Source organism: Pseudomonas sp. GW821-FHT09A09 (assembly GCF_059418405.1).
The window spans coordinates 262,292-283,842 of record NZ_JBWKPU010000003.1; the positions used below are offsets into that span (position 1 = coordinate 262,292).

Consider the following 21,551-nt stretch of genomic DNA (forward strand, 5'->3'; position numbering starts at 1 on the left):
GCTCTCCAAGGCCTGTATCAAGCGCCGTTGAGGCCTCGCTGCCTCACCAACCCTTCCAGAGTAAAGCGTGCTTGCATCAGCACCACGTCACGGACCTGCTCCATTTCTTTCTGACTGATTTCGGTCCACTTCAAGGCCGCGAGCAACTTGGGTTTCTGTAACCGGAACGCCAGGCCCTGGGTAAACAGCGCCATGGAATGAATCACCGTGCGATCGTCCTCGACCGCAAAACCGGCCAGGCGCGCGATGAGTTGGCGGATCACCCGCCCGATGCGCGCCTTGAAGCGTTCTTCAAAGGCCATCGTCGCGCTTTCCGGGCACAGGCCGGCTTGATGACGGTCCAGAAATGCGCGCCAGGCGCTGGTCTGCGGGCTGTCCTGGATCGTCGACACCACCGTGCCCAGGATACCCAGTGACGCCTCGATCAGGACGGCATCGTCGGTTCCGGCATCGGCCAGCGCGTGCTCGGCAGCTTCCACGGAGGGCGCCATCTTGCGCCACAACAGCGCGATCAGGTGCTCGACGCACTCCAAATACACGCCTTCCTTGCCATCGAAGTAGTACTGGATCGCAGGCGCGTTGACCCCGGCCGCGCTGGCGATGTCGCGGGTGGACGCGCCGTCGTAGCCACGCTCGCCAAATACCGCGACCGCCGCCTCGACAATCCGCGCGCGGGTTTCTTCACCGCGCTGGTAGCCACCTTCGGCGGCCGGTTTATGTCGTGCCATGTGCAGCTCCCTTTAAAGACCGGACCAAAATATACCAGTTGACAAAATTTCGCGAAAAATAGAATTTATTCCACCTGTTATAAAACTGGAGTGACCTCGATGTCCGCTGCACCGCCCTCCCCTCAGGTCATTCCTGAAGACACCGTCAACGGCCAGCGCGGCAAAGCCCGACGCATCCTGCTGACATTGGCCACCGTGGCCCTGCTGGTCGGCGTGGGCTGGGGCGCCTGGTGGTGGCTCACCGGGCGCTTTATCGAAACCACCGACGACGCCTATTTGCAGGCCGACAGCATCAGCGTCGCGCCGAAGATCAATGGCTATGTCGCCGACGTGCTGGTGGCCGATAACCAGAACGTGAAGCGCGGCGACGTGCTGGTGCGCCTCGATGCGCGCAAATACCAGGCGGTGAGCGACGAAGCCACGGCCACCATCGCCGCACGCAACGCCGACTACGCCAAGGCCCAGGCCGACCTGGTGCAGCAGGACTCAACCATCGCCGAAGCCCGCGCTCAGCTGCAAGGCGCCGAGGCCGACGCACGGCACGCCCAGACCGAAGTCGCCCGCTACGCTCCGCTTGCTCGCTCCGGCGCCGAGCCGGAAGAGCGCCTGGCGCAGCTCAACAACCAATTGGCCCAGGCCCGCAGCACCGTCGCCGCCAAACAAGCGGCGTTGCGCTCCAGCCAAACCCGCTATGGCACGCTGGAGGCCCAACTCAAACAGGCCCAGGCGCAACTTGGCGTGGCCAAGGCCAGCGAAGCCCAGAGCCAACTGGACGTGGATGACGCCGTCATTCGCAGCCCGCTGGACGGCCGCGTGGCCGATCGCGGCGTGCGTGTCGGCCAGTACGTGCAGCCCGGCACGCGCTTGTTGACCGTGGTACCGATCAGCGCGATCTACCTGACCGCCAACTACAAGGAAACCCAGATCGGCGACATGCGCCCCGGGCAAAGCGTCACCGTGCACGTGGATGCGCTGCCGGGCCGCGACTTGCAGGGCCATATCGACAGCCTTTCACCGGGCACCGGCGCACAGTTCGCCTTGCTGCCACCGTCCAACGCCACCGGCAACTTCACCAAGATCGTCCAGCGCGTGCCGGTGCGTATCGCCCTGGATGTACCGGATGACGTGCGCGTCGCCCTGATGCCGGGCCTGTCGGCCACGGTGGAAGTCGACACCCGCACCCAAGGCGCGGACGCCCATCATGGCTGAAGCCGTGATGGCCACGGTGGCCGCCGAGAAACCGCGCAACGCCTCGTTGACCGACTGGATCGCCGTCGCCGCCGGTGCGCTCGGCGCGTTGCTGGCGACCCTGGACGTGTCGATCACCAACTCGGCACTGCCGCAGATCCAGGGGCAAATTGGCGCCACGGGCACCGAAGGCACCTGGATAGCCACCGGCTACCTGATGTCGGAAATCGTCATGATCCCCCTCGCCGCCTGGCTCACCCGCGTGTTCGGCCTGCGCCGCTTCCTGATCGGCACAGCGCTGATGTTCACCGCGTTTTCGATGTTCTGCGGCTTGTCTTCGAGCCTCGGCGCGATGATTGCCGGGCGGATCGGCCAGGGCTTTGCCGGGGGCGCGATGATCCCCACCGCACAAACCATCGTGCGCACGCGCCTGCCGCCACATCAACTGGCGATCGGCACCACGATGTTCGGCATGACCGTCATCCTCGGCCCGTTGCTGGGCCCGGTGATCGGTGGCTGGCTGACCGAAAACATCAACTGGCGCTGGTGTTTCTTTCTCAACCTGCCCATCAGCATTGCCCTGATCACCCTGCTGATCACCGGCCTGCCGACCGAGCGCATGAACCTGCAACGCTTTATCAGTGCCGACTGGCTGGGCATTCTCGGCCTGGCCATGGGCTTGAGTTCGCTGACTGTGGTGCTGGAAGAGGGTCAACGTGAACATTGGTTCGACTCAACACTGATCACCTGGCTGACCATCACCACCGTCACCGGCCTTTTCCTGATCGCCGTCGGGCAATTCCGCTCAAGTACGCCCATCCTGCGCCTGCAATTGCTGCTCAACAGAAGCTTTGGCAGCGTGCTGCTGATTGGCACCACCGTCGGCGCCGGGCTGTATGGCACGGCGTATCTGGTGCCGCAGTTCCTCGGAATCTTGTCGGGCTACAACGCGCAACAGTCCGGTTCGATCATGTTGCTGTCGGGCATTCCGGCGTTCCTGCTGATGCCGATTTTGCCGCGAATGCTCGGCCGTTATGACCTGCGCTGGATGGTCGGCACCGGCCTGCTGTTGTACTGGGCCAGTTGCTTCGTCGACACCCAGCTCACTGCCGACAGCGTCGGCCATGATTTTGTCTGGTCGCAATTGCTGCGCGGCTTCGGGCAGATCCTGGTGATGATGCCCCTCAGCCAACTGTCGATGCGCTCGGTCGACACCAAGGACGCCGGCGACGCGGCCGGGCTCTACAACATGTCACGCAACCTTGGCGGCACGATCGGGCTGGCGTTGCTCGGTGTGCTGATGGACCGCCGCAGCCACTTCCATGACGACCGCTTGCGCGAAGGCATCCTGGCCAATAGCCAACTGGCCCAGGACCACATGGCGAGCAACACCGCCAGCTACCTGGCCCAGAGTGGCGATGCCGCCACCTCGCAGTTGCAGGCATTCGCCCAGTTGGCCAATGACATTGCGCGACAGGCCTCGGTGATGGCCTATAACGACTCGTTCTACCTACTGGGACTCGCAATGCTGGCGTGCCTGCCCCTGATCTTCATTCTGAAAAAGCGCACGGTATAACCATGATTGCTCGTTCCTTTCCCCTGCTGCTGACCGTTGGTTTGTTGTCAGCCTGCACCGTCGGCCCGGACTACCAAGGGGCGCCCGCCGTCGCGCCAAAAACCCTGGCAGCCGGGCGCCTGCCCCATGCTGACAAGGCCGCGTCAAACGCACCGGCTGCTGCCCAGTGGTGGCGAACGCTGGGGGATGCCCAACTCGATGAACTGGTGGAACAGGCGCTGCATAACAGCCCCGATATCGCCACCGCACAAGCACGTTTGCGCCAGTCCCGCGCGAGCCTCAGCGGCGCCCGCGCCAACGCGATGCCCAAAGTCACCGGCGACGCGGCGCTGCTCAAGTTGCGCTCCCCCGACACCTCCGCCCTGGGCGGCAGCAGCGGTGGCGGGCGCGGCCCGTTGAGCCTGTACCTCGCCGGTTTCGACGCCAGTTGGGAAGCCGACCTGTTCGGCGGCACCCGCCGTGCCGTCGAAGCCGCCGTTGCCGAAGCCGACGCCTCGCAGGCGCAACTGGCGGACGCCCAGGTGCAACTCGCCGCCGACGTCGTGCAGGCCTATACCGACCTGCGCGACCAGCAAGCGCGACTGGCCTTGGTAGACGCCAGCGTCGACATCGAAAACCAGGCCCTGGACCTCACCCAGCAACGACGCGAGCGCGGCGTGGCCTCACAGCTGCAATTGGAACAAGTGCTGACCCAAGCCGAAAACACCCGCGCCCAACGCCTGCCACTGCAAGCCTCCATCGTCGAGTCTCTCGACCAGTTGGGCCTGCTCTGTGGCTTGGAGCCCGGCGAACTGGACAGCCGCCTCGCCACCGCCCGCGCCCTGCCCGCCATCCCCAACCAAGTGCCCGTGGCCGACCCCGCCGCCCTGCTTAAAGCCCGCCCCGACATCCGCGTGGCCGAGCGCAAACTGGCCTCCAGCAACGCACAGATCGGCGAAAAAACCGCCGACTGGTTTCCCAAGCTCAGCCTGATGGGCGATCTGTCCTTCTCCGCGGGCGACCCGGGCCACCTCGCCCGCAAAGACAACGGCACCTGGCTGATCCTGCCACGCCTCACCTGGAACGCCCTCGACTTCGGCCGCGTCGCCGCCAGCGTCAAAGGCGCCGAAGCCGGACGTGACGAGGCACTCGCGAACTATAAGAGCGTGGTGCTCAGTGCCTTGCGCGATGCCGACGTAGCGTTGGCGCGTTATGGGAACCAGCGGCAGAACGTGGTGCTGTTGCGCAATGTGGAATCGTCCGCCGTGCGCGCGGCGGACCTGACGCGGCAACGCTACCGCGCGGGCACGGCGAGCACGTTGGATTGGCTGGATGCGGAGCGCACGCGGTATCAGGCGCAGGAGAGCCGGATTTCGGGGGATGCGGAATTGTTGAAGGATTTTGCGTCGTTGCATAAGGCGTTGGGGTTGGGGTGGGTGTTGTAACAAGATTTTCTGGTATCTGCTGCAACGGCTCAGGCGGATGCCCTTTCCACTTCAGCCACGACCCGCAATCGTCTGCTACTGTTTTGCCATCAGCTAACTACTCGAAATCTCACCGCCAACAAATGGACTTGTCTGAATGAGCGAGTTTAGGGTTAAAAACGATCTCGGCAATCTGATGCGTGATTGTGACCTGCAGCAGCTTCTGGATTTCATTGGGCATGACTATGACTTTGAAGCTGATCCCCACAGCGTGCTCGACAAAGCCGCCCATTACGGCAGGGAAGAAATACTCCTGCATGCGCTCGACCATGGAGGAAACCCCAACGGTAGTGGTGAGTTCTCAACGCCGCTGGCGTCGGTCTGCGCAAGGGGCGACTTGAAGCTTGCTAAGTTGCTGATCAAACGCGGAGCAGAGGTCGAACTGAAAGATGAGTTTGGCGGTACCGCAATGAGAGCGGCGGTATACAACGGGACGATTGCTACGGACAAGTTGCTAATGGATGCAGGCGCAAGTCTGGGCGGCGCTGTTGCTTCTGCAAGCAGGAGCGGACGCTACCTATGTTCGGAAGAAAGATGGTATGTCTGCTATCAAACTCGGCTATTCGGGTTACGGTGAGTGCTCTGCGCAAGTCTTCGCAGAGTTGACGGCACGAGGGGCTCCGGAGCCTGAGTGGGGTTCTCAAATTGTGCAGTTGAGGTGACCCTCAAGTGTCGCGGGATTAGCTAGTCAGCATCATCGCCGTCGCTAAACGCACGACCTGAACTGCACCTTCAAAAAACCAGCACAGCCGGCAGCCATCGCCCAGGAGCAATAAGCGTCTGCTCCACACATCTTGTTGTGTGAAACACGCCCCCATCCATGCTGCCACGGCAGCTTTATAATTTTTGCTCGTTTGGTGCGTCGGGACGCCGAGAAGCCCCCGCTTCAAAGCCCTGCCCCGGAGATTGCTTTCCAATAGCGTTGGCAGGGACATTTAAGGTACGCAAAAACTTGCCGATACGGTGTGATACCTGAACCGAGGAGTTATCTTTGAACATCCGATTGCTGACCCTTTTTTCTGCGCTGTTGCTGAGTGGCTGTGGTTCTACGAATTACGAGCAATCCATACAAGAACAGCCCTACGATCAGGCAACCTCCGCGAGGATCCGTCTTTTTGGAAACAATGGTTTGCCCGTCGCAATCAATCCTGGGCAAGACTGCGCTTCGAGCAAAGAACCTCTTTATGCCTACGGCTATACCGTTGCAGATAAGGTCAATTCCTCCGTAGGACAACACACCAGACGAAGTATAGGAATGCCTGCATCATGGAGGAGTGACCATCTGACCTATGGCGAGTCGTACTCAGAGTTTGTCATCCCCGCAGGAGCCCCTTCTGTGGTCTTGATGAAAATGGTCACCGCCCAAGCTACTTGTGTGCCAAGCACCCGAGTATTTACTCCTGAGGCAGGTAAGGATTATGAGGCATACCTTGACCGTCACGACGGGAAATGCGGCGGCGTGATTCGACTTCTTTCCGGTTTAGAGACCCCCGGCCCTATCGCAGAAGTCCCGTCGAGTAGTTGCGCAAAAAAATAGATTTACTCCTGAGTTTTGTGCGTTTTTTCTTCCTTTCACCACCGGCAGCCAAGGGTGGTTTTCTTCCGTCTCGCGACGGGCAGAAGATGACCCAAAGCGGACGGTGGCGGCAGGTACAAATCGGCCCTGAGCAGGCATTTAAGAGGCGCCGTCATTGGGACAGCTACTAATGGCCCTAGCGCCAGCCTTCGCCGCAACAATCATTGAGTCCGACCTGCTGATCTGTGCCAGAAGCTTGTCCTCCTCGCGTTCGATCTTTGGGTTGAGCGTCATTCCATCCATGCAGGCTCCCCTTTTTTAAAGGGGAGCTCATCCAATCTTTTGCGATACACCGCTCGCATCGTAGAACCCGGCGGGCTACCACTAACATGCGCCCGGCACGAACGTAGCGCCCCATAAAGCGGCATGCATCAGAAATGAACCTTTTTTTGCTACTCGCTGTAGAATGCAGCGCGATATTTATTTGACATCACCACCCTATGTAAAGGGATTTTATGCGTAACAATTCAGGCAAATTCCGAACGGATATAAACGGACTAAGGGCGTGGGCGGTAGTCTCGGTAGTTCTGTACCACTTTGGAGTTCCAGGTTTTAACGGTGGTTTTGTCGGAGTAGACGTATTTTTCGTCATTTCCGGATTCCTGATGACAGGAATAATAATAAAAGGATTAGAAAGCAAAAATGGCTTTTCAATTTCATCATTTTACATGGCCAGAGCGCGCCGTATAATACCGGCGCTAATCGCACTCTGCGCAGTGCTAATTTCTATTGGCTGGGTGCTACTACCAGCCAGCGAATACAGCACATTAAGTATAAATACAATTGCCGCACTCACCTTCACTTCAAACATTAAATTCTGGAGAGAGACCGGCTACTTCTTTGAAGACTCAAAATATAACTGGCTACTTCATACTTGGTCTCTTTCCGCAGAATGGCAGTTTTATTTAATACTACCAATAGCCCTGAGCATAATCTGGAAGCTGCAAAGCAACAGGCGGGCAATATTTTTATCGTCCGCTGCAGGACTAATTTTTTCACTAGCCCTGTGCATATACCTAACTCCCATCAAGCAAGCCGCATCGTTTTATATGCTACCAACAAGAGCTTGGGAGATGTTGCTTGGCGGAATAATTTTCTTTTTCGATCCGAGAACACTGTCAGTTAACTTACGAAAATCACTAGAGCTTTTAGGTTTTTCACTAATTGCAGCTTCAATATTTATGTTTGACCAATCAAGTTCATGGCCGGGCTGGAGAGCCTTAGTTCCATCTGCTGGAGCTGCGATGGTCATCATATCATCCATGCATAGCTCGCCACTGTCATCCACACCCATTCTTCAGCTGACTGGGAATCTTTCTTACTCACTCTACCTGTGGCATTGGCCGGTCATTGTATTCATTAGGTATCTTGAACTACAGAGCGAGCCCGCCGCCATCATCGTAGGCTTACTGATATCTTTCTTACTCGGTTTCATATCGCATGCCACTATAGAAAGATTCTTGACAAATAAAATAGCTAGCAAATCAAATAAAAATGTCACCACCATACTGTTGACAGCATCTTTGCTAGTAGCCGTCCCTACGCTTTTCATATGGCTTAACAAGGGGATAAAAAACAGGATTGATCCATATATTGATAGTGTCTTCAACGAATCAGCAGATAAAAACCCTAGATTCTCAGAATGCTTCGCGGATGGCGCGAAGCCCGTACCGCAATGCAGATACGGCGGAGACAAACAGCTAGGGGCTATTGTCATAGGTGACAGTCACTCGGCATCAATAATGCGCGCAGTCGAAAAGTCTTTGCCGTCTAAAGATTTATATGTGCTCGATTGGAGCCTAAGTGAATGCCCCACAATTGAAGGAATCCATAATGACAAGATTGATGGCTACCGATGCGGCGATTTTGTTTCTTGGGCCGTGAGCGAGCAGGAAAATCTGGATCGCAAAGCGCCGATAATCATAATGAATAGGCTGTCCCTTTATATTGTTGGCCCAACAGAGGCAGGGCTTGAAGCCGAAATAACAAAGCCTAGCTACTACATTAGCAAAAGATCAGATACAAGAACTGAAGAATTCAACAAAGAACTAACAGACGGAATTGTCAACACAGCTTGCAGGCTATCCAAAACAAGACAAGTCTTTATGGTCCGCCCAATTCCAGAAATGCACGTTCTCGTCCCTAAATCCATGGGGAAATCCTTACTTCTAGGCCGAGACCCAGAAGTAATGCTATCAGTTGATGAATATACACAAAGGCAAAAACTTGCACGGAAAGCTCAAGATACAGCAGTTGAACAATGCGGAATAAAAATATTAGACCCTATCCCTTACTTCTGCGATGAGAAGTGGTGCAAGGGATCCAAGGGCGGTCTTCCTATTTATTATGATGACGATCATCTGAGTGAGCACGGCGCATCCTATCTTGTCCCCATGTTTGCCAAGGCTCTAGAGTCCAGCAGATAAGCCAAGCCCTGGGATGCTATTAATGCATCCCGGTCGAATCAAGGTCTGCTGCTGGTGGCCTTCACTACGCCGTCAAAGGCTTGCTCGCACGTCACTCCCCTGCTCCGGCTTTGATCAGCATATCCTGCCAGATCGCCCGATCTCGCATCAGAGCGCTTGAGCACGTCGGTAAGCACCAGGACGGCACGGGAAGCTGCCGCGCTTGCGGCGGCAGTGCAGGAATGGCTGCTGGTTTGACTGGCTGCGAGTCGAGCGGCAAGGCCGTCTGCCGCTCCGCGCAGGCTGTCAGCAAAAGCGCGAGCGTTAATCTCGGGTCCTCAACTCAATTAATTAATTAATTAATTAATGGTGTTAAATGGAAAAATTTACTGTTGCCACAGCCATCGTTTCCGGCGTTCTCACTTATTTCTCGATTAGCGGCCAGCGGCTGATTGACTTGAAAGTTTTCGCTACCTGGTGCGGTCTTGCAGTTTTAGTTATTAGCCATGCACACAGCCTCTACCTGTTGTGCAGCAGCACTGAGCCAATGACTCTGTTTCGAATCCTGACACTGAACGTGGCTGCGATAGGCGTGTTGGTCTTATTGGCAACGGGCGCATTCCTAAAGTGCCACCTGCGTGAATCTCTGGAGAGGAAGAATCCTGAAAAATAAAAACCCGGCGCAATGACCGGGTTCAGTGTGGTGGTGAGTCCCGCTGCTTGCGGTCGCACCTATCGAAGATGGGTACTTTTTACAGGTCGATTCCGGTGGCAGCAAGGGAGTTTTAATGCCATGGCGCAACGCAGGGACAACGCATTCAATCGGCTATCGCTTCTGGTGCCCTGTCTGACCTGTCCCACTATTCTGGATCGAAGTTGGACTGTGCTGGTCAAGTAAAATGCAGATGGGTGGCCAGGTGGAGTGAAAATCCCCACCACATGACCAGGTGCCGCTCCGCTCCCTAGATGCGACCAAAATCCCAGGGAGTTGCGGAACACATGCCAATAGTTGCGGAACGGTTCTTCAATTGCAGGCAATAAAAAACCCCGCAGACGTTAATCTACGGGGTTTTTAAGAGTGGAGGCCGAGGTCGGAATCGAACCGGCGTAGGCGGATTTGCAATCCGCTGCATAACCATTTTGCTACTCGGCCTCAAACGATCAATGCCCTGGTTACCGGCACTCACCGCATAAAAACTTGAGTGGGCTGTAAAACCCTGCCTCTACTCTAACTCATTGAATACATTGAAGTTTTTAATGCTTCGTTGCGTTCGATGGGCGCCATTATGTACGTATTTGCCAATGCGTGCAACCCCTTGATTTCAAAAATATTTCGTAGGGACATCAAGGGGTTGCGTGGCCACCCTACTCCTTGATGACCTGTTCCTGGTACTGCGGGTCGGCCTTGATCTGGGCCTCGGTAAACGGCAGCGGGCGCAGCTTTTTCTCGGAGAAAACCTGGGTTTGATCCTTCGCGTATTTCGATGCAGGGTCGCTGGACAGTGAGAACGCCAGTACGCCGAGGGCGTTGGGGCCCTTGTCGTCGAAGGTGACGATTTGCAGGTAGCTGCTGCCGCTGACGACTTCGCGCTTGCCGTCGGCGCGGGGGACGGTTTGCATGGCGTTGTAGATGCCCAGTTCTTGCGGGCCGCCGTGGATGGGCGTTTGGCCGCTGACCTGCACGTCGCCCCAGCGGCTGTTGGCGGTCAGGCCATTTTTGGCCACTTCGGCGGTCGAGGCCCGCATGGCCTCGCGCAAGGCGTTGGCTACAACTGGGCGGTCGATGGCCAGGCCGCGTGGTGTGGTCAGCGGTTGGGCCGGGTCGAAGGCTACGCGCCAGGCATCGGGGATTTGCTGCAGGTGCTGTACCAGGTTGATGAAGTGCACCAGGCCCAGGCCGCTGTCGAGGTTGGCGCGTTGGTCCCAGTCCTTGAGGCTGGTGCACAGCGGTTGCAGGGCCACTGCATCAGCGCCCAGGCGTTTGGCGCAGAACGCGAGCAGGTCAGGCATGACCTGGCTGGCGAGGTACACCTCGTTGTCCATCACCATGTGTTGCAGCGCGGCCACGGTGATGGGCTGCGATTCCAGGGATTGCAGGCGTTGCAAGGCGAAGCGTGCACGCGGGCCGAGGCCGATGTGGTCCTGGCTGATCACCGGCGAGAACCCGGTCAGCGGCGCCTTGGGATTGGCCAACCATGCCGAGTCATTGGAATGCTGCACGTAGTCGGTGCGCTCCAGTTGCGGCAGTTGGTCAGCCGGAAAGATACCGGGCTGGGCCGCACGCGGGTCGACATCCCAGGCGCAGGCGCTGTGGGCGCCGTCGAGCAGGATCAGTTGCAGGCCGGCACGCGGGTCACTGCACTGCGCCAACTTGGCGGCGCTGACGTTGGGCACCACCGACAGGTTCATGTACAGGCTCTGGCCCTGGTCATCAGCCGCCAGGGTGTTGACCCACGGGATGCCTTGCAGGGTGTGCACCGAGGTTTGCAGTTCCTTGAGGCTGGTCGCGCGGTTCATGGCGTACCACTGTTGCAGCACGCGGTCATTGCCGAGGTTGGCGTCGCGCAGGCTGAACGCGTAGTGGTTGTTCCAATCGAGCTTGCCCGGCCATTGCACCACCGGGCCGAACTGCGAGCTGTAGACCGTATGGGCTTGCGTTTTGAGGCTGCCGTCGGGCTGCTTGACCTGCACGGTGACCGGGTTTTTATCCAGCGGGATGGATTTGCCGTCCAGCAGGTAGCGGGTGGAATCCTTGGGGTCGAGGGTCAAGCGGTACAGGGTGAAGTGCTTGGAAGTGTCGACGGTATGCGTCCACGCCACATGCTGGTTGAAGCCGATATTGATCACCGGCAAACCTGGCAACGCGGCGCCCATGACATCCAGTTGGCCCGGGATGGTCAGGTGCATTTCATAAAAGCGCATGCCGCCCACCCAAGGGAAATGCGGGTTGGCCAGCAGCATGCCCCGGCCATTGAAGGAACGGTCTCGGCCCACCGCAACCGCGTTACTGCCACGGTCGAGGGTAAAACGCTGCTGATTGGCAGCGGCCAGTGCGAAGGCTTTGCCGTCGACTGTCACGCCGGCAGTCGCCTGGGGTGGCGTCGCGCCCACCAGGGCCTCGGCGAACTGCCCGACACCGCCTTCCACCAGCAGCCGACGGGTCAGTTTCACCAGGTCTTCAACAACCAGTGGCCGCACCCACGCCGCCTGGCACTGCACCGGCGCGCCCTGCTCTTTCAGGTAACGGTTGTAGCCCGCGACGTAGCCTTGCATGCGCTGCTGCATCTGCGGGGTTTGCGCATTCCAAAAGGTCGCGACCGCCTGTGGGGTATTGAGCCAGGTGAAAAACACGTCGCTGGCGAGGTTGTTGCGCTCCTCCAGGGTTGCCTGATCGGGGCCGAAGTAACGGGCGCGTTCGCCGTTCACCGTGACCACTTCATTGGCCAGCAGGCACAGGTTGTCCTGGGCATACGCGTAACCGATGCCGTAGCCCAGACCACGTTCATCGTTGGCGCGAATGTGTGGTACGCCGAATGTGGTGCGACGGATATCCGCCGATGCCTGTACCACCGGCTCGCGTGCCGACGCAGCGAAGCTCAACCCCAGCAACACCCCTGCCATGCACGCCCTGGACAACCCATTGGAAATAATCACGCCGACTCCACCGTCAAATTGAACACCCTCACAAGGGGCAACTACCCCACCGTAAGGACGCAATGCACCGGGAATAATTTAGCGGACGGGCACGTTTATTTAGGGCAACCACAAGGTCACAAACCGGATACCGACAAAATTTCTACATCCGGGACTTCATGATTTCTGTCGCTCATACGTCTTACTTAATAAGAGCGCCATCATTTTCCTGATCAGGCTCTGATAAGGAGTTTTTTGCATGTACAACTCGCAACTGCCCACGGACGGACATTCACCGACCGCCGATGCCAACTTTGGCAACGGCACACACGCGTTCGGCAAAGCGCCTGAACAGCAAGGCAACCAGCGGATTCGCCATTTGCTCAAGTGTTTCGGTTTGCGCACCAGCCTGATTCGGCTGAAGGTCATCGACGCCCTGCTCACCGCTGCCGACAACCAGCGCACCCTGGGGGTGCGCGGCGTGCACAGCCATTTGCTGGAACTGGGCATTCCGCTGTCGTTTCTCAGCGTGCGCGAAGTGCTCAAGCGCCTGTGCAGCGAGGGCGTGATCACCCTCAATGCCGATAAAAGCTACAGCCTCCATGAAGAGGCTGCCAAAGTACTGGAAGGTCGCGCCTGAATCAGAAGTGCGGCTTGACCTTGCGGCGCATGATGCCGTTGATCACCACCACGATCACCGCCACGGCAATGGCGATGTACTGGAAGGTTTTCTCGCTGATCACGCCGGTGTTCTGCAGGTAGGACAGGCCAAACATGATCGCCAGTACCGACAGGGCAATCAGAATCGAATATTTCAAACGCTGCTTTTGAGTCATGACGGGTTCCTGAACCTGATAGATGTATCCACTTTGTATCGCCGAACATGCCAAGCACATACCCGGTTACGGGGATGGACGGGGGTCGGCAGGGTCCTATGTTACAGGCGATGTAAAACTTTGGCTTGTTCCAAGCCTGATTGAGCTTGCCTGACTGACCTTGTGTGTACCCTTGAGGATTTTCAAATGTTGCGTCGAATCACACTGCTGATTCCATTGCTGATCATGCTGAGCATGAGCGGCTGCTTCTTCTTCCCACATGGCGGCGGTGGCGGCTGGCATGACCACCGTTACGATGACGGCGGTCACGGTTACGAACGTCGCTGATCCACTGACAGCGATTTAGCGTCGCAACCCAGTGCCGGGCTGAGCGCATAGCTCCACCAACCAATCCACAAACACCCTGACCCGCTGTGACAATTGCCGATGCGGCGGGTACAGGGCGGTGAGTGCCATCTTCGGCACCGGCAACTGGGGCAGTACCTCCACCAATGTGCCAGCCGCCAATTGCCGCATCGCGTGATAATGCGGCGCCTGGATCAGGCCGAACCCGGCCTCGCAGGCACAGAAGTAGCCGTCAGAGCTGTTCACCGCCACCTGCTTGGCCAAATTGACCTCGCGTAATTCAGCACCCACCTGAAACTCCAGGCCAAAACGTTTGCCACTGGCGCTAGAGACGTACTCGACCATCTGGTGCCCGGCCAATGCTTCCAGTGTCTCGGGCACGCCAAAACGCTCAAGGTAGCCAGGACTGGCCAGGGTCAACTGGTCCATCATCGCCAAGGGCCGTGCCACCAGCGACTCATCCAGGGCCAGGCCCCCGCGCAGCACGCAATCGACACCTTCGCGAATCAGATCCACGGGGCGGTCGTTGAGGCCGATTTCCAGCTCGATCTGCGGGTAGCGCGCCGTAAACATCGGCAATGCGGGAATCACGATCAGCCGCCCAATCCCCGATGGCATATCAATACTCAGAGTGCCCCGTGGGTTCTGGCGATGGGTGGAAAATACCGCCTCGGTTTCTTCCAGGTCCGTCAGCAATTGCACGCAGCGCTGGTAGTAAGCGGCGCCATCCGGCGTAGGACTGACCTGGCGCGTGGTGCGTTGCAGCAATTGCACGCCCAAGTGCGCTTCCAACTGCTTGATCAGGATGGTCACCGAGGCACGCGGCAACTGCAGGCTGTCGGCCGCCTTGGCAAACCCGCCCAACTCGACAATTCGGGTAAACACACGCATGGCGTTGAATCGGTCCAAAGGCAAGCTCCCGGGGCGATTATTTAGAAATTACAAACAGTGATAGTGCTTTTAGCCGGTTTATCGCAGTTTTGTCGAGGATGACAATGGGCGCCTACTCACCCAGGAGCTGTACCCATGCACACTCGTCAACTCGGAACAAACGGTCCCCACGTCAGCGCCATCGGCCTCGGCTGCATGGGCATGACCGACTTCTACACCACCGGCGCCGACACCCAAGAGGCCACCGCCACCCTGCACCGCGCCCTGGAACTGGGGGTCAATTTTCTCGATACCGCCGACATCTACGGCCCCCACACCAACGAGCAACTGATCGGCCAGGCCATCGCCGGAAAGCGTGACCAGGTGTTCCTGGCCAGCAAGTTCGGCATCGTGCGCGACCCGGCCAACCCGGCACTGCGCGGCGTGAATGGCCGACCCGAGTACATCCGTAATGCAATCGACGGCACCCTGCGCCGCCTTGGCATCGAGACGCTCGACCTTTATTACCAGCACCGTATCGACCCGGAAGTGGCCATCGAAGAAACCGTCGGCGCCATGGCCGAGTTGGTGAAACAAGGCAAAGTGCGCTACCTGGGCCTGAGCGAAGCGTCCGCCGCCACTCTGGAGCGAGCGCATAAAGTGCACCCCATCAGCGCCCTGCAAAGCGAGTTCTCGCTGTGGAGCCGCGACCAGCAGGAAAACGGCTGCCTCGCCGCCTGCCAACGCCTGGGCATCGCCTTTGTGCCTTACAGCCCACTCGGCCGGGGCTTCCTGACCGGCGCCCTGAAAAGCCCGGACGACTTTGCCGCCGATGACTACCGCCGCCTCAGCCCGCGCTTCCAGGGCGAGAACTTTGCAAAGAACCTGTTGCTGGTGAAACAGGTCGAGGCACTGGCCGCCGATAAAGGCGTGACAGCCGGGCAACTCGCGTTGGCGTGGGTGCTGGCCCAGGGCGAATTCATCCTTCCGATCCCCGGGACCAAGCAACGCAAATACCTGGAAGAAAACGTAGCCGCCGAGTCCATCCGCCTCAACCCGGCTGAGTTGGCGGCGCTCGAAACGATCTTCCCCGCCAACGCTACCGCGGGCCTGCGCTACCCCGAAGCGGTCATGGCGATGCTGGATATCTGACCCGTGGGGCGCCGGTCAACGGCGCCCGCACTTTCTTGTACGATCGTACCTAAAGCTCCGCCCTGCCAAGCCGATAGCCCTACGAAGCTCTAACAAAGCCACGTCGGTCATAAACGCTTCGTAAGGACGACCCCATGCCCCCACTGCGCTCCATCCAAGCCCGCTATACCCTGTTTCTGGTGCTGTTCGTCCTGGTGTTATTCGTGTTGACCGTAGTGGGTATCGGCCAGTTGGTCGCGCCCACGCTGCGCCACACCGAAGAACAGGTGGTGCTCAACCGCATCGCCGAGGTGGCCGAACAGATCAAGGGCGAATTGAACAAGGTTCAAGCCCAGCAACGCAGCATCACCCAAACCATTCCTCTGCTCGACAGCGATGCCATCGACAAGGTCCTGCCGGGCCTGGTAGACCAGTATGGCGAGCTGAAAGTCTTCGGCGGCGGCATCTGGCCATTGCCAAACCAGCGCACCCCGGGGCGCAACAAGCACAGCACGTTCTGGCACCGCGATGCCTCGGGCAAGCTGACGGTGAACACCTTCTGGAACAGCGACGCCGCCCCCAACTACTACGACCAGAGCTGGTACAAAGGCGGCCTCGCCTCGCCACGCGGCCAGTGTGCCTGGGCTGCTGCCTACAAGGATGACGCCAGCCAGGAGCCGCGCACCAACTGCGCCATGGCGATCCAGCGCGACGGTGCGGCCTACGGTGTGGCCACCATCGACGTGACCCTGGGTTTCTTCAATGAACTGGTGGCCAGCAAGGAAAAAGACATCGGCGGCCAGATGCTCATCGTCGAAGGCGACGGCAAGATCATCAGCAACAGCTCGCGCATCAATGGCCCGGTGGTGTTGAAAAACATCAGCGAACTGGCCGGCAGTTCGGCGTTTGCCGCGCAGGTCAGCAAAGCCCTTGCCCATCGTGACCAGGGGCTGCAACGCAGTGAGTTCGACAACGGCGACATGGCCAGCACCTTCTACCTGCGCCCCATCGAAGGCACCCCGTGGTTCCTTGCCACTGCCCTGCCCACCTCGTTGATCACCGCCCAGCGCGACGATGTCCTCGGCACCCTAGCCCTGCTGCAAATTCCGATGGTGTTGCTGCTGGTGCTCCTCGCGGTGTACGCGATTCGTCAACTGGTGCAGCGCATGAAGTCGCTGAAGACCAACATTGACGCGCTGTCGGCCGGTGATGCGGACCTGACACGGCGTATCACCATTCGTGCGGAAGACGAGTTGGGCGCCATCGGCCATTCAGTCAACCGCTTTATCGTCTACCTGCAAAACATGATCGGCGAAGTGACCCAGGCCACGGGCGCCATGTCGTCGGGCCTGGAGCAGTTGCAACAGGTCTCGGCGCAGACCAACCGGATCCTGGTGCGTCATGCCTCGGAAACCGACCAGACCGTCACCGCCATCACCGAAATGAGCTCCACCGCCGAGACCGTGGCGCAAAATGCCGCCGAAACCGCCGCCTTCACCCAGCGCGCCAACGAGCACGCCGACCGTTCCCGCGTGGTGGTGGGTGAAGCCTCCACCAGCGTCAGCGCGTTGATCGGCGAAGTCTCCAGCGCCACCCACACCGTGGAAAACATGCGCCAGGACGCTGCACGCATCACCGAAACCCTCGGCGTGATCGGCGCGATTGCCGGCCAGACCAACCTGTTGGCGCTCAACGCCGCCATCGAAGCGGCACGTGCCGGCGAGCAAGGCCGTGGGTTTGCGGTGGTAGCCGACGAAGTACGCGCCCTGGCGGCACGCACCCAGGCCAGCACCTCGCAGATCAACGAAATGCTGGCGCGCTTGACCACCGGCGTAAGTTCGTCGGTGGCCGCCATGGAAAACACCCAGGCCAGTTGCCAGTCGGCGGCGGATGCAACGGCGCGGGTGAACACCGGCCTGGATGAGATGGCCGGCTCGGTCAGCCACATCAACAACCTCAGCACCCAGATCGCCACGGCGGCCGAGCAACAGAGCGCGGTGACCGAGGAGATCAACCGCAGCATGGTGCAGATCCGACAAATGGTCGAAGAGCTGGTGCACAGCGGCCATGCCACCGAAACCAACACCCAGAGCCTGCTGGACGCCAATGGCCGGGTGATTGCCCTGATGAGCCGCTTCAAAGTCCGTTGATCAATTGCCTGGAGGCTCCCGTGCAAAGCGCGGGAGTAGGACTATTCTGACATTTCCTAGTCGTCACACAGGAGGTGTGCCATGCGCGCTGCCGAGCAATCGGTCCGCTTGGAGCGGATCAGTCAGGAACGCTTTATCCAGGCCCCCATCGATGCCGTTTATGACTATGTGACCCAGCCCGACCGCTGGCACGAGTGGCACCCCACGTCCCTGAGTGCCGACACCGGCACCACCGGTTCGCTGCCTGCGGGCACGCGGTTTACCGAAATCATCGACCTGTTGGGCGTACGCGTCCCCATGAGCTACCGCGTGCAGATCGCCCGGCGCCCCGGCGAATTCAAGACCGTGTTCACCTCCCTGGCCGTGGATGGCTCCATCCATTATTTCCTGCAGCCCCATCGCGGTGGCACCCTGTTCAAGCGCGTGCTGACCTACGAAACCGAGCTGCAACTGGCCACCCTGCATGAGCGCATGATCGAGCTGTCGGGCATTGCCCTCGACCAGCTCAAACATCGCCTGGAAAACGGCGCCTCCGTATAATTTAGAAACATTACCGCCCCACGCGGCATCGTGTGGGAGCTGGCTTGCCTGCGATGACGTCGTCATGATCGCCCCCCTCATGACGACGTTTACCTGACCTACGAGCCCCACCATGAAAACCCCATTGCGCCTGGTCCTGCTTTCCGCCCTGCTGATCCCCTCCCTGGCCCAAGCCGCCGACCTCATTCCCATCGACGTCCACCGCGACGCCAACTGCGGCTGCTGCAAAAAATGGATCAGCCACCTGGAAAGCAACGGCTTCAAGGTCAATGACCACGTCGAAGCCGACATGAGCGCCGTCAAACAACGCCTGGGCGTGGCCCCGCGCCTGGGCTCTTGCCATACCGCCGTGATCGACGGCAAGTTCGTCGAAGGCCACGTGCCTGCCGAACAGGTCCTGGCCCTGCGCACACGCAATGACCTGCTGGGCATCGCCGCCCCAGGCATGCCCATGGGTTCGCCCGGCATGGAAGTCCCAGGCCGCAGCGAGGCCTACCAAGTCATCGGCCTGACCCGTGAAGGCAACGACGTGGTGGTGGCTGACTACCCGGCGCAATGATCGCGGGTTACCTGGGGTTGTTTTTCGCGGCGTTTGGCGCCGCGACATTATTGCCCCTGCAATCGGAAGCCGTGCTCGTGGGCCTGCTGCTCAGCGGCCATTACAGCCTGTGGCTATTGCTGGGGGTTGCGACCCTGGGCAACGTGCTGGGCTCGCTGGTGAACTGGTGGCTCGGGCGTTGGGTGGAGCACTTCAAGGGCCGACGCTGGTTTCCGGTGAGCGACAAGCAATTGGGCAAGGCCCGCCACCATTACGAGCGCTGGGGGCATTGGACCTTGCTGCTCAGCTGGGTACCGATCATCGGGGACCCACTGACCCTGGTGGCCGGGGTGATGCGTGAGCCACTGTGGCGTTTCTTGCTGCTGGTTACCCTCGCCAAAGGCGTACGTTACGGCGTGCTCGCTGCCTTGACCCTGCAGTGGGTGTTAATCCCCACTTAATCGCCTCCCAACAGCATCCGAGCACCTTCTCTAGGAGCCCAGCCGATGCCTCTGATCCGCGCTTTCTGCATTGCCGGCCTGCTGACCGCCAGTGCCGCCCCCGCCTTCGCCGCCACCTACGGCCCCGAGCTGCAAGGCTTCCAATACCCGTATCCGGTTGAGCACTTCCAGTTCCAATCCCAGGGCAAATCCCTGCAGATGGGGTATATGGACGTCCCCGCCAAGGGCAAAGCCAACGGCCGCAGTGTGGTGCTGATGCACGGCAAGAACTTCTGCGGCGCCACCTGGCAAGACTCGATCAAAGCCTTGAGCGATGCCGGTTACCGCGTGATCGCGCCGGACCAGATCGGCTTCTGCACCTCCAGCAAGCCCGAGCATTATCAATACAGCTTCCAGCAACTGGCCACCAACACCCACCAACTGCTGGAAAAACTCGGCATTCACACAGCCACCCTCGTCGGCCACTCCACCGGCGGCATGCTCGCCACCCGCTACGCCTTGCTCTACCCGGCCCAGACCGAACAATTGGCGCTGGTCAACCCCATCGGCCTGGAAGACTGGAAGGCTCTCGGCGTGCCCTATCGCAGTGTCGATCAGTGGTACGAGCGCGAGCTGAAGCTGAGCGCCGAGGGCATTCGACAATACGAACTCAACACCTACTACGTGGGCCGCTGGAAGCCCGAGTACGACCGCTGGGTCGACATGCTCGCCGGCCTGAATAAAGGCCCGGGGCATACGCTGGTCGCATGGAACTCGGCCTTGATTTACGACATGATCTTCACCCAGCCGGTGTACTACGAGTTCAAGGACTTGCAGATGCCCACCCTGTTGCTGATCGGCACGTCCGACACCACCGCCATCGGCAGTGATATCGCACCGCCAGCGGTCAAGGCCAAGCTCGGTCACTACGACGTGCTGGGCAAGCAGGCTGCACAGCTGATCCCCCACGCCACCCTGGTGGAGTTCCCGGGCCTGGGGCATGCGCCGCAGATGGAAGAACCGGCCCAGTTTCATAAAGCGCTGTTGCAGGGTTTGAACGCCCTTTAATCCAACCTTTTTCGAGGCACTCGTGAATGTCGGTACAGATCGCAGTCATTGATGATTGGCAGAATGTGGCCAGTGGCGTGGTGGATTGGTCGGTGCTTGATACCGTCGGCCAGGTGCATTTCCTGCACGACTACCCCGCCGATACCGCCACGATGATCGACCGTTTGCAGGGGTTCGAGGTGATTTGCGTGATGCGCGAGCGCTCCACCTTCGACAAGGCGCTGTTGCAGGGCCTGCCGAAGTTGAAGCTGCTGGTGACCGGTGGCATGCGCAACGCGGCCATCGACATCGCCGCCGCCAAGGCCCTGGGGATCCAGGTGTGTGGCACCGAGAGCTACAAACAGGCCGCACCGGAATTGACCTGGGCACTGATCATGGCGTCCACCCGCAACCTGCTGGCCGAAGCCAACTCCCTGCGTGCCGGCCACTGGCAAGTTGGCCTGGGCGGCGACCTGTACGGCAAAACCTTGGGCATCCTGGGGTTGGGCAGCATCGGCCAGAAGGTCGCGCAGTTTGCCAAAGTGTTTGGCATGAACGTGATCGCCTGGAGCGAAAACCTCACGCCCGAGCACGCCGCCGAATCGGGGGTGACCTGGGTCAGCAAGAGAGAACTGTTCGAACAGGCCGACATCCTCACCGTGCACCTGGTGCTCAGCGACCGCAGCCGTGGGCTGGTAGATGCCCAGGCGTTGGGCTGGATGAAACCCACCGCGCGCCTGGTGAACACCGCCCGCGGCCCCATTGTGGATGAGCAGGCGCTGGTGCAGGCACTGGAAAGTGGCGGGCTGGCCGGGGCTGCACTGGATGTGTACGCCGAAGAGCCACTGCCGGTGGATCACCCGTTCCGCCGCCTGCCCAACGTGCTGGCCACTCCCCACGTCGGCTACGTAAGCGAGCAAAACTACCACCAGTTCTACCAACAGATGATCGAAGACATCCAGGCCTGGGCCAACGGCGCGCCCATCCGCCCCCTCGGCTGAAAAAGTACCTGTAGTGGGGGGGGGGGGGGGGGGGGGGGGGGGGGGGGGGGGGGGGGGGGGGGGGGGGGGGGGGGGGGGGGGGGG

General features: G+C 59.6%; 21 protein-coding genes and 1 tRNA gene. 16 read left to right on the top strand and 6 right to left on the bottom strand.

Annotation, left to right across the window (positions count from 1 at the left end):
• Positions 1-17: 17 nt before the first annotated feature.
• The gene (locus tag AC07OV_RS04255) at positions 18-728 is read right to left on the bottom strand and encodes a CerR family C-terminal domain-containing protein (protein WP_495091659.1); all 711 of its coding nucleotides are present in this window, start codon (positions 726-728) and stop codon (positions 18-20) included.
• A gap of 99 nt (positions 729-827) precedes the next feature.
• On the opposite strand from AC07OV_RS04255, the gene AC07OV_RS04260 reads away from it, so the two are divergent.
• The 6 genes from AC07OV_RS04260 (at position 828) to AC07OV_RS04285 (ending at position 8,957) form a co-directional block, all read left to right on the top strand.
• Entirely contained in the window at positions 828-1,937 is a 1,110-nt protein-coding gene (locus AC07OV_RS04260; protein ID WP_495091660.1) for an HlyD family secretion protein, read from the top strand.
• Positions 1,930-3,492 carry an MDR family MFS transporter gene (locus AC07OV_RS04265; protein ID WP_176995960.1) on the top strand — a complete coding sequence of 521 codons (1,563 nt, stop codon included), beginning with the start codon at positions 1,930-1,932 and terminating at the stop codon, positions 3,490-3,492. Before AC07OV_RS04260 ends, AC07OV_RS04265 begins: the two co-directional genes overlap by 8 nt.
• Positions 3,493-3,494: 2 nt before the next feature.
• Complete coding sequence (locus AC07OV_RS04270; RefSeq protein WP_495091661.1) at positions 3,495-4,916, top strand: efflux transporter outer membrane subunit; 1,422 nt, start codon at positions 3,495-3,497, stop codon at positions 4,914-4,916.
• Between the two features lie 136 nt (positions 4,917-5,052).
• The gene (locus AC07OV_RS04275) at positions 5,053-5,532 is read left to right on the top strand and encodes an ankyrin repeat domain-containing protein (RefSeq protein WP_495091662.1); all 480 of its coding nucleotides are present in this window, start codon (positions 5,053-5,055) and stop codon (positions 5,530-5,532) included.
• 414 nt (positions 5,533-5,946) lie between these two features.
• Entirely contained in the window at positions 5,947-6,492 is a 546-nt protein-coding gene (locus AC07OV_RS04280; RefSeq protein ID WP_495091663.1) for a hypothetical protein, read from the top strand.
• Between the two features lie 494 nt (positions 6,493-6,986).
• Positions 6,987-8,957 (top strand): acyltransferase family protein, encoded by a 1,971-nt coding sequence (locus AC07OV_RS04285; RefSeq protein ID WP_495091664.1) that lies wholly within the window; start codon positions 6,987-6,989, stop codon positions 8,955-8,957.
• Positions 8,958-9,048: 91 nt separating this feature from the next.
• Here AC07OV_RS04285 and AC07OV_RS04290 read toward each other — a convergent pair whose 3' ends face one another.
• Entirely contained in the window at positions 9,049-9,249 is a 201-nt protein-coding gene (locus AC07OV_RS04290) for a hypothetical protein (protein WP_494995901.1), read from the bottom strand.
• Between the two features lie 63 nt (positions 9,250-9,312).
• Here AC07OV_RS04290 and AC07OV_RS04295 point away from each other — a divergent pair, with 63 nt between their 5' ends.
• Complete coding sequence (locus AC07OV_RS04295) at positions 9,313-9,609, top strand: hypothetical protein (RefSeq protein ID WP_495091665.1); 297 nt, start codon at positions 9,313-9,315, stop codon at positions 9,607-9,609.
• 406 nt (positions 9,610-10,015) lie between these two features.
• Here the strand turns inward: AC07OV_RS04295 and AC07OV_RS04300 are convergent.
• Both AC07OV_RS04300 and pvdQ read right to left on the bottom strand, forming a co-directional pair.
• Positions 10,016-10,089 (bottom strand) — tRNA-Cys (locus tag AC07OV_RS04300).
• Between the two features lie 212 nt (positions 10,090-10,301).
• The gene (pvdQ, locus tag AC07OV_RS04305) at positions 10,302-12,590 is read right to left on the bottom strand and encodes a bifunctional acylase PvdQ (RefSeq protein ID WP_495091666.1); all 2,289 of its coding nucleotides are present in this window, start codon (positions 12,588-12,590) and stop codon (positions 10,302-10,304) included.
• A 238-nt stretch (positions 12,591-12,828) separates the two neighbouring features.
• Between pvdQ and AC07OV_RS04310 the strand changes: the two genes are divergently transcribed.
• On the top strand, positions 12,829-13,209 hold the full coding sequence (locus AC07OV_RS04310; RefSeq protein WP_176995953.1) for a fe2+ zn2+ uptake regulation protein: 381 nt from the start codon (positions 12,829-12,831) through the stop codon (positions 13,207-13,209).
• A 1-nt stretch (position 13,210) separates the two neighbouring features.
• On the opposite strand, the gene AC07OV_RS04315 is transcribed toward AC07OV_RS04310, so the two are convergent.
• Positions 13,211-13,405, bottom strand: a complete 195-nt coding sequence (locus AC07OV_RS04315) for a hypothetical protein (RefSeq protein WP_176995952.1) — start codon at positions 13,403-13,405, stop codon at positions 13,211-13,213.
• 186 nt (positions 13,406-13,591) lie between these two features.
• Between AC07OV_RS04315 and AC07OV_RS04320 the strand changes: the two genes are divergently transcribed.
• Positions 13,592-13,732 carry a hypothetical protein gene (locus tag AC07OV_RS04320; protein WP_176995951.1) on the top strand — a complete coding sequence of 47 codons (141 nt, stop codon included), beginning with the start codon at positions 13,592-13,594 and terminating at the stop codon, positions 13,730-13,732.
• Positions 13,733-13,747: 15 nt separating this feature from the next.
• On the opposite strand, the gene AC07OV_RS04325 is transcribed toward AC07OV_RS04320, so the two are convergent.
• Positions 13,748-14,659, bottom strand: a complete 912-nt coding sequence (locus tag AC07OV_RS04325; protein ID WP_495091667.1) for a LysR family transcriptional regulator — start codon at positions 14,657-14,659, stop codon at positions 13,748-13,750.
• A 117-nt stretch (positions 14,660-14,776) separates the two neighbouring features.
• Here AC07OV_RS04325 and AC07OV_RS04330 point away from each other — a divergent pair, with 117 nt between their 5' ends.
• The 7 genes from AC07OV_RS04330 to AC07OV_RS04360 all read left to right on the top strand — a co-directional run bounded on the left by AC07OV_RS04330 (position 14,777) and on the right by AC07OV_RS04360 (position 21,467).
• Positions 14,777-15,772: an aldo/keto reductase gene (locus AC07OV_RS04330; protein WP_495091668.1), complete on the top strand. Its 996-nt coding sequence runs from the start codon at positions 14,777-14,779 to the stop codon at positions 15,770-15,772.
• Positions 15,773-15,906: 134 nt separating this feature from the next.
• On the top strand, positions 15,907-17,901 hold the full coding sequence (locus AC07OV_RS04335; protein ID WP_495091669.1) for a methyl-accepting chemotaxis protein: 1,995 nt from the start codon (positions 15,907-15,909) through the stop codon (positions 17,899-17,901).
• A gap of 81 nt (positions 17,902-17,982) precedes the next feature.
• Positions 17,983-18,441 (top strand): SRPBCC family protein, encoded by a 459-nt coding sequence (locus tag AC07OV_RS04340; protein WP_494995908.1) that lies wholly within the window; start codon positions 17,983-17,985, stop codon positions 18,439-18,441.
• Between the two features lie 112 nt (positions 18,442-18,553).
• On the top strand, positions 18,554-19,000 hold the full coding sequence (locus AC07OV_RS04345; RefSeq protein ID WP_495091670.1) for a DUF411 domain-containing protein: 447 nt from the start codon (positions 18,554-18,556) through the stop codon (positions 18,998-19,000).
• Complete coding sequence (locus AC07OV_RS04350; protein WP_176995945.1) at positions 18,997-19,440, top strand: YqaA family protein; 444 nt, start codon at positions 18,997-18,999, stop codon at positions 19,438-19,440. Before AC07OV_RS04345 ends, AC07OV_RS04350 begins: the two co-directional genes overlap by 4 nt.
• A 45-nt stretch (positions 19,441-19,485) precedes the next feature.
• Complete coding sequence (locus tag AC07OV_RS04355; protein WP_495091671.1) at positions 19,486-20,487, top strand: alpha/beta fold hydrolase; 1,002 nt, start codon at positions 19,486-19,488, stop codon at positions 20,485-20,487.
• 26 nt (positions 20,488-20,513) lie between these two features.
• A complete protein-coding gene (locus AC07OV_RS04360) occupies positions 20,514-21,467 on the top strand; it encodes a D-2-hydroxyacid dehydrogenase family protein (RefSeq protein ID WP_495091672.1) in 954 nt (317 codons plus the stop codon).
• Positions 21,468-21,551: the final 84 nt, after the last annotated feature.

Coding starts and splice junctions, on each gene's coding strand:
- AC07OV_RS04255 (WP_495091659.1), bottom strand. CDS start 728: ATGGCACGACATAAACCGGCCGCCGAAGGTGGCTACCAGCGCGGTGAA.
- AC07OV_RS04260 (WP_495091660.1), top strand. CDS start 828: ATGTCCGCTGCACCGCCCTCCCCTCAGGTCATTCCTGAAGACACCGTC.
- AC07OV_RS04265 (WP_176995960.1), top strand. CDS start 1,930: ATGGCTGAAGCCGTGATGGCCACGGTGGCCGCCGAGAAACCGCGCAAC.
- AC07OV_RS04270 (WP_495091661.1), top strand. CDS start 3,495: ATGATTGCTCGTTCCTTTCCCCTGCTGCTGACCGTTGGTTTGTTGTCA.
- AC07OV_RS04275 (WP_495091662.1), top strand. CDS start 5,053: ATGAGCGAGTTTAGGGTTAAAAACGATCTCGGCAATCTGATGCGTGAT.
- AC07OV_RS04285 (WP_495091664.1), top strand. CDS start 6,987: ATGCGTAACAATTCAGGCAAATTCCGAACGGATATAAACGGACTAAGG.
- AC07OV_RS04295 (WP_495091665.1), top strand. CDS start 9,313: ATGGAAAAATTTACTGTTGCCACAGCCATCGTTTCCGGCGTTCTCACT.
- AC07OV_RS04310 (WP_176995953.1), top strand. CDS start 12,829: ATGTACAACTCGCAACTGCCCACGGACGGACATTCACCGACCGCCGAT.
- AC07OV_RS04315 (WP_176995952.1), bottom strand. CDS start 13,405: ATGACTCAAAAGCAGCGTTTGAAATATTCGATTCTGATTGCCCTGTCG.
- AC07OV_RS04320 (WP_176995951.1), top strand. CDS start 13,592: ATGTTGCGTCGAATCACACTGCTGATTCCATTGCTGATCATGCTGAGC.
- AC07OV_RS04330 (WP_495091668.1), top strand. CDS start 14,777: ATGCACACTCGTCAACTCGGAACAAACGGTCCCCACGTCAGCGCCATC.
- AC07OV_RS04335 (WP_495091669.1), top strand. CDS start 15,907: ATGCCCCCACTGCGCTCCATCCAAGCCCGCTATACCCTGTTTCTGGTG.
- AC07OV_RS04340 (WP_494995908.1), top strand. CDS start 17,983: ATGCGCGCTGCCGAGCAATCGGTCCGCTTGGAGCGGATCAGTCAGGAA.
- AC07OV_RS04345 (WP_495091670.1), top strand. CDS start 18,554: ATGAAAACCCCATTGCGCCTGGTCCTGCTTTCCGCCCTGCTGATCCCC.
- AC07OV_RS04350 (WP_176995945.1), top strand. CDS start 18,997: ATGATCGCGGGTTACCTGGGGTTGTTTTTCGCGGCGTTTGGCGCCGCG.
- AC07OV_RS04355 (WP_495091671.1), top strand. CDS start 19,486: ATGCCTCTGATCCGCGCTTTCTGCATTGCCGGCCTGCTGACCGCCAGT.
- AC07OV_RS04360 (WP_495091672.1), top strand. CDS start 20,514: ATGTCGGTACAGATCGCAGTCATTGATGATTGGCAGAATGTGGCCAGT.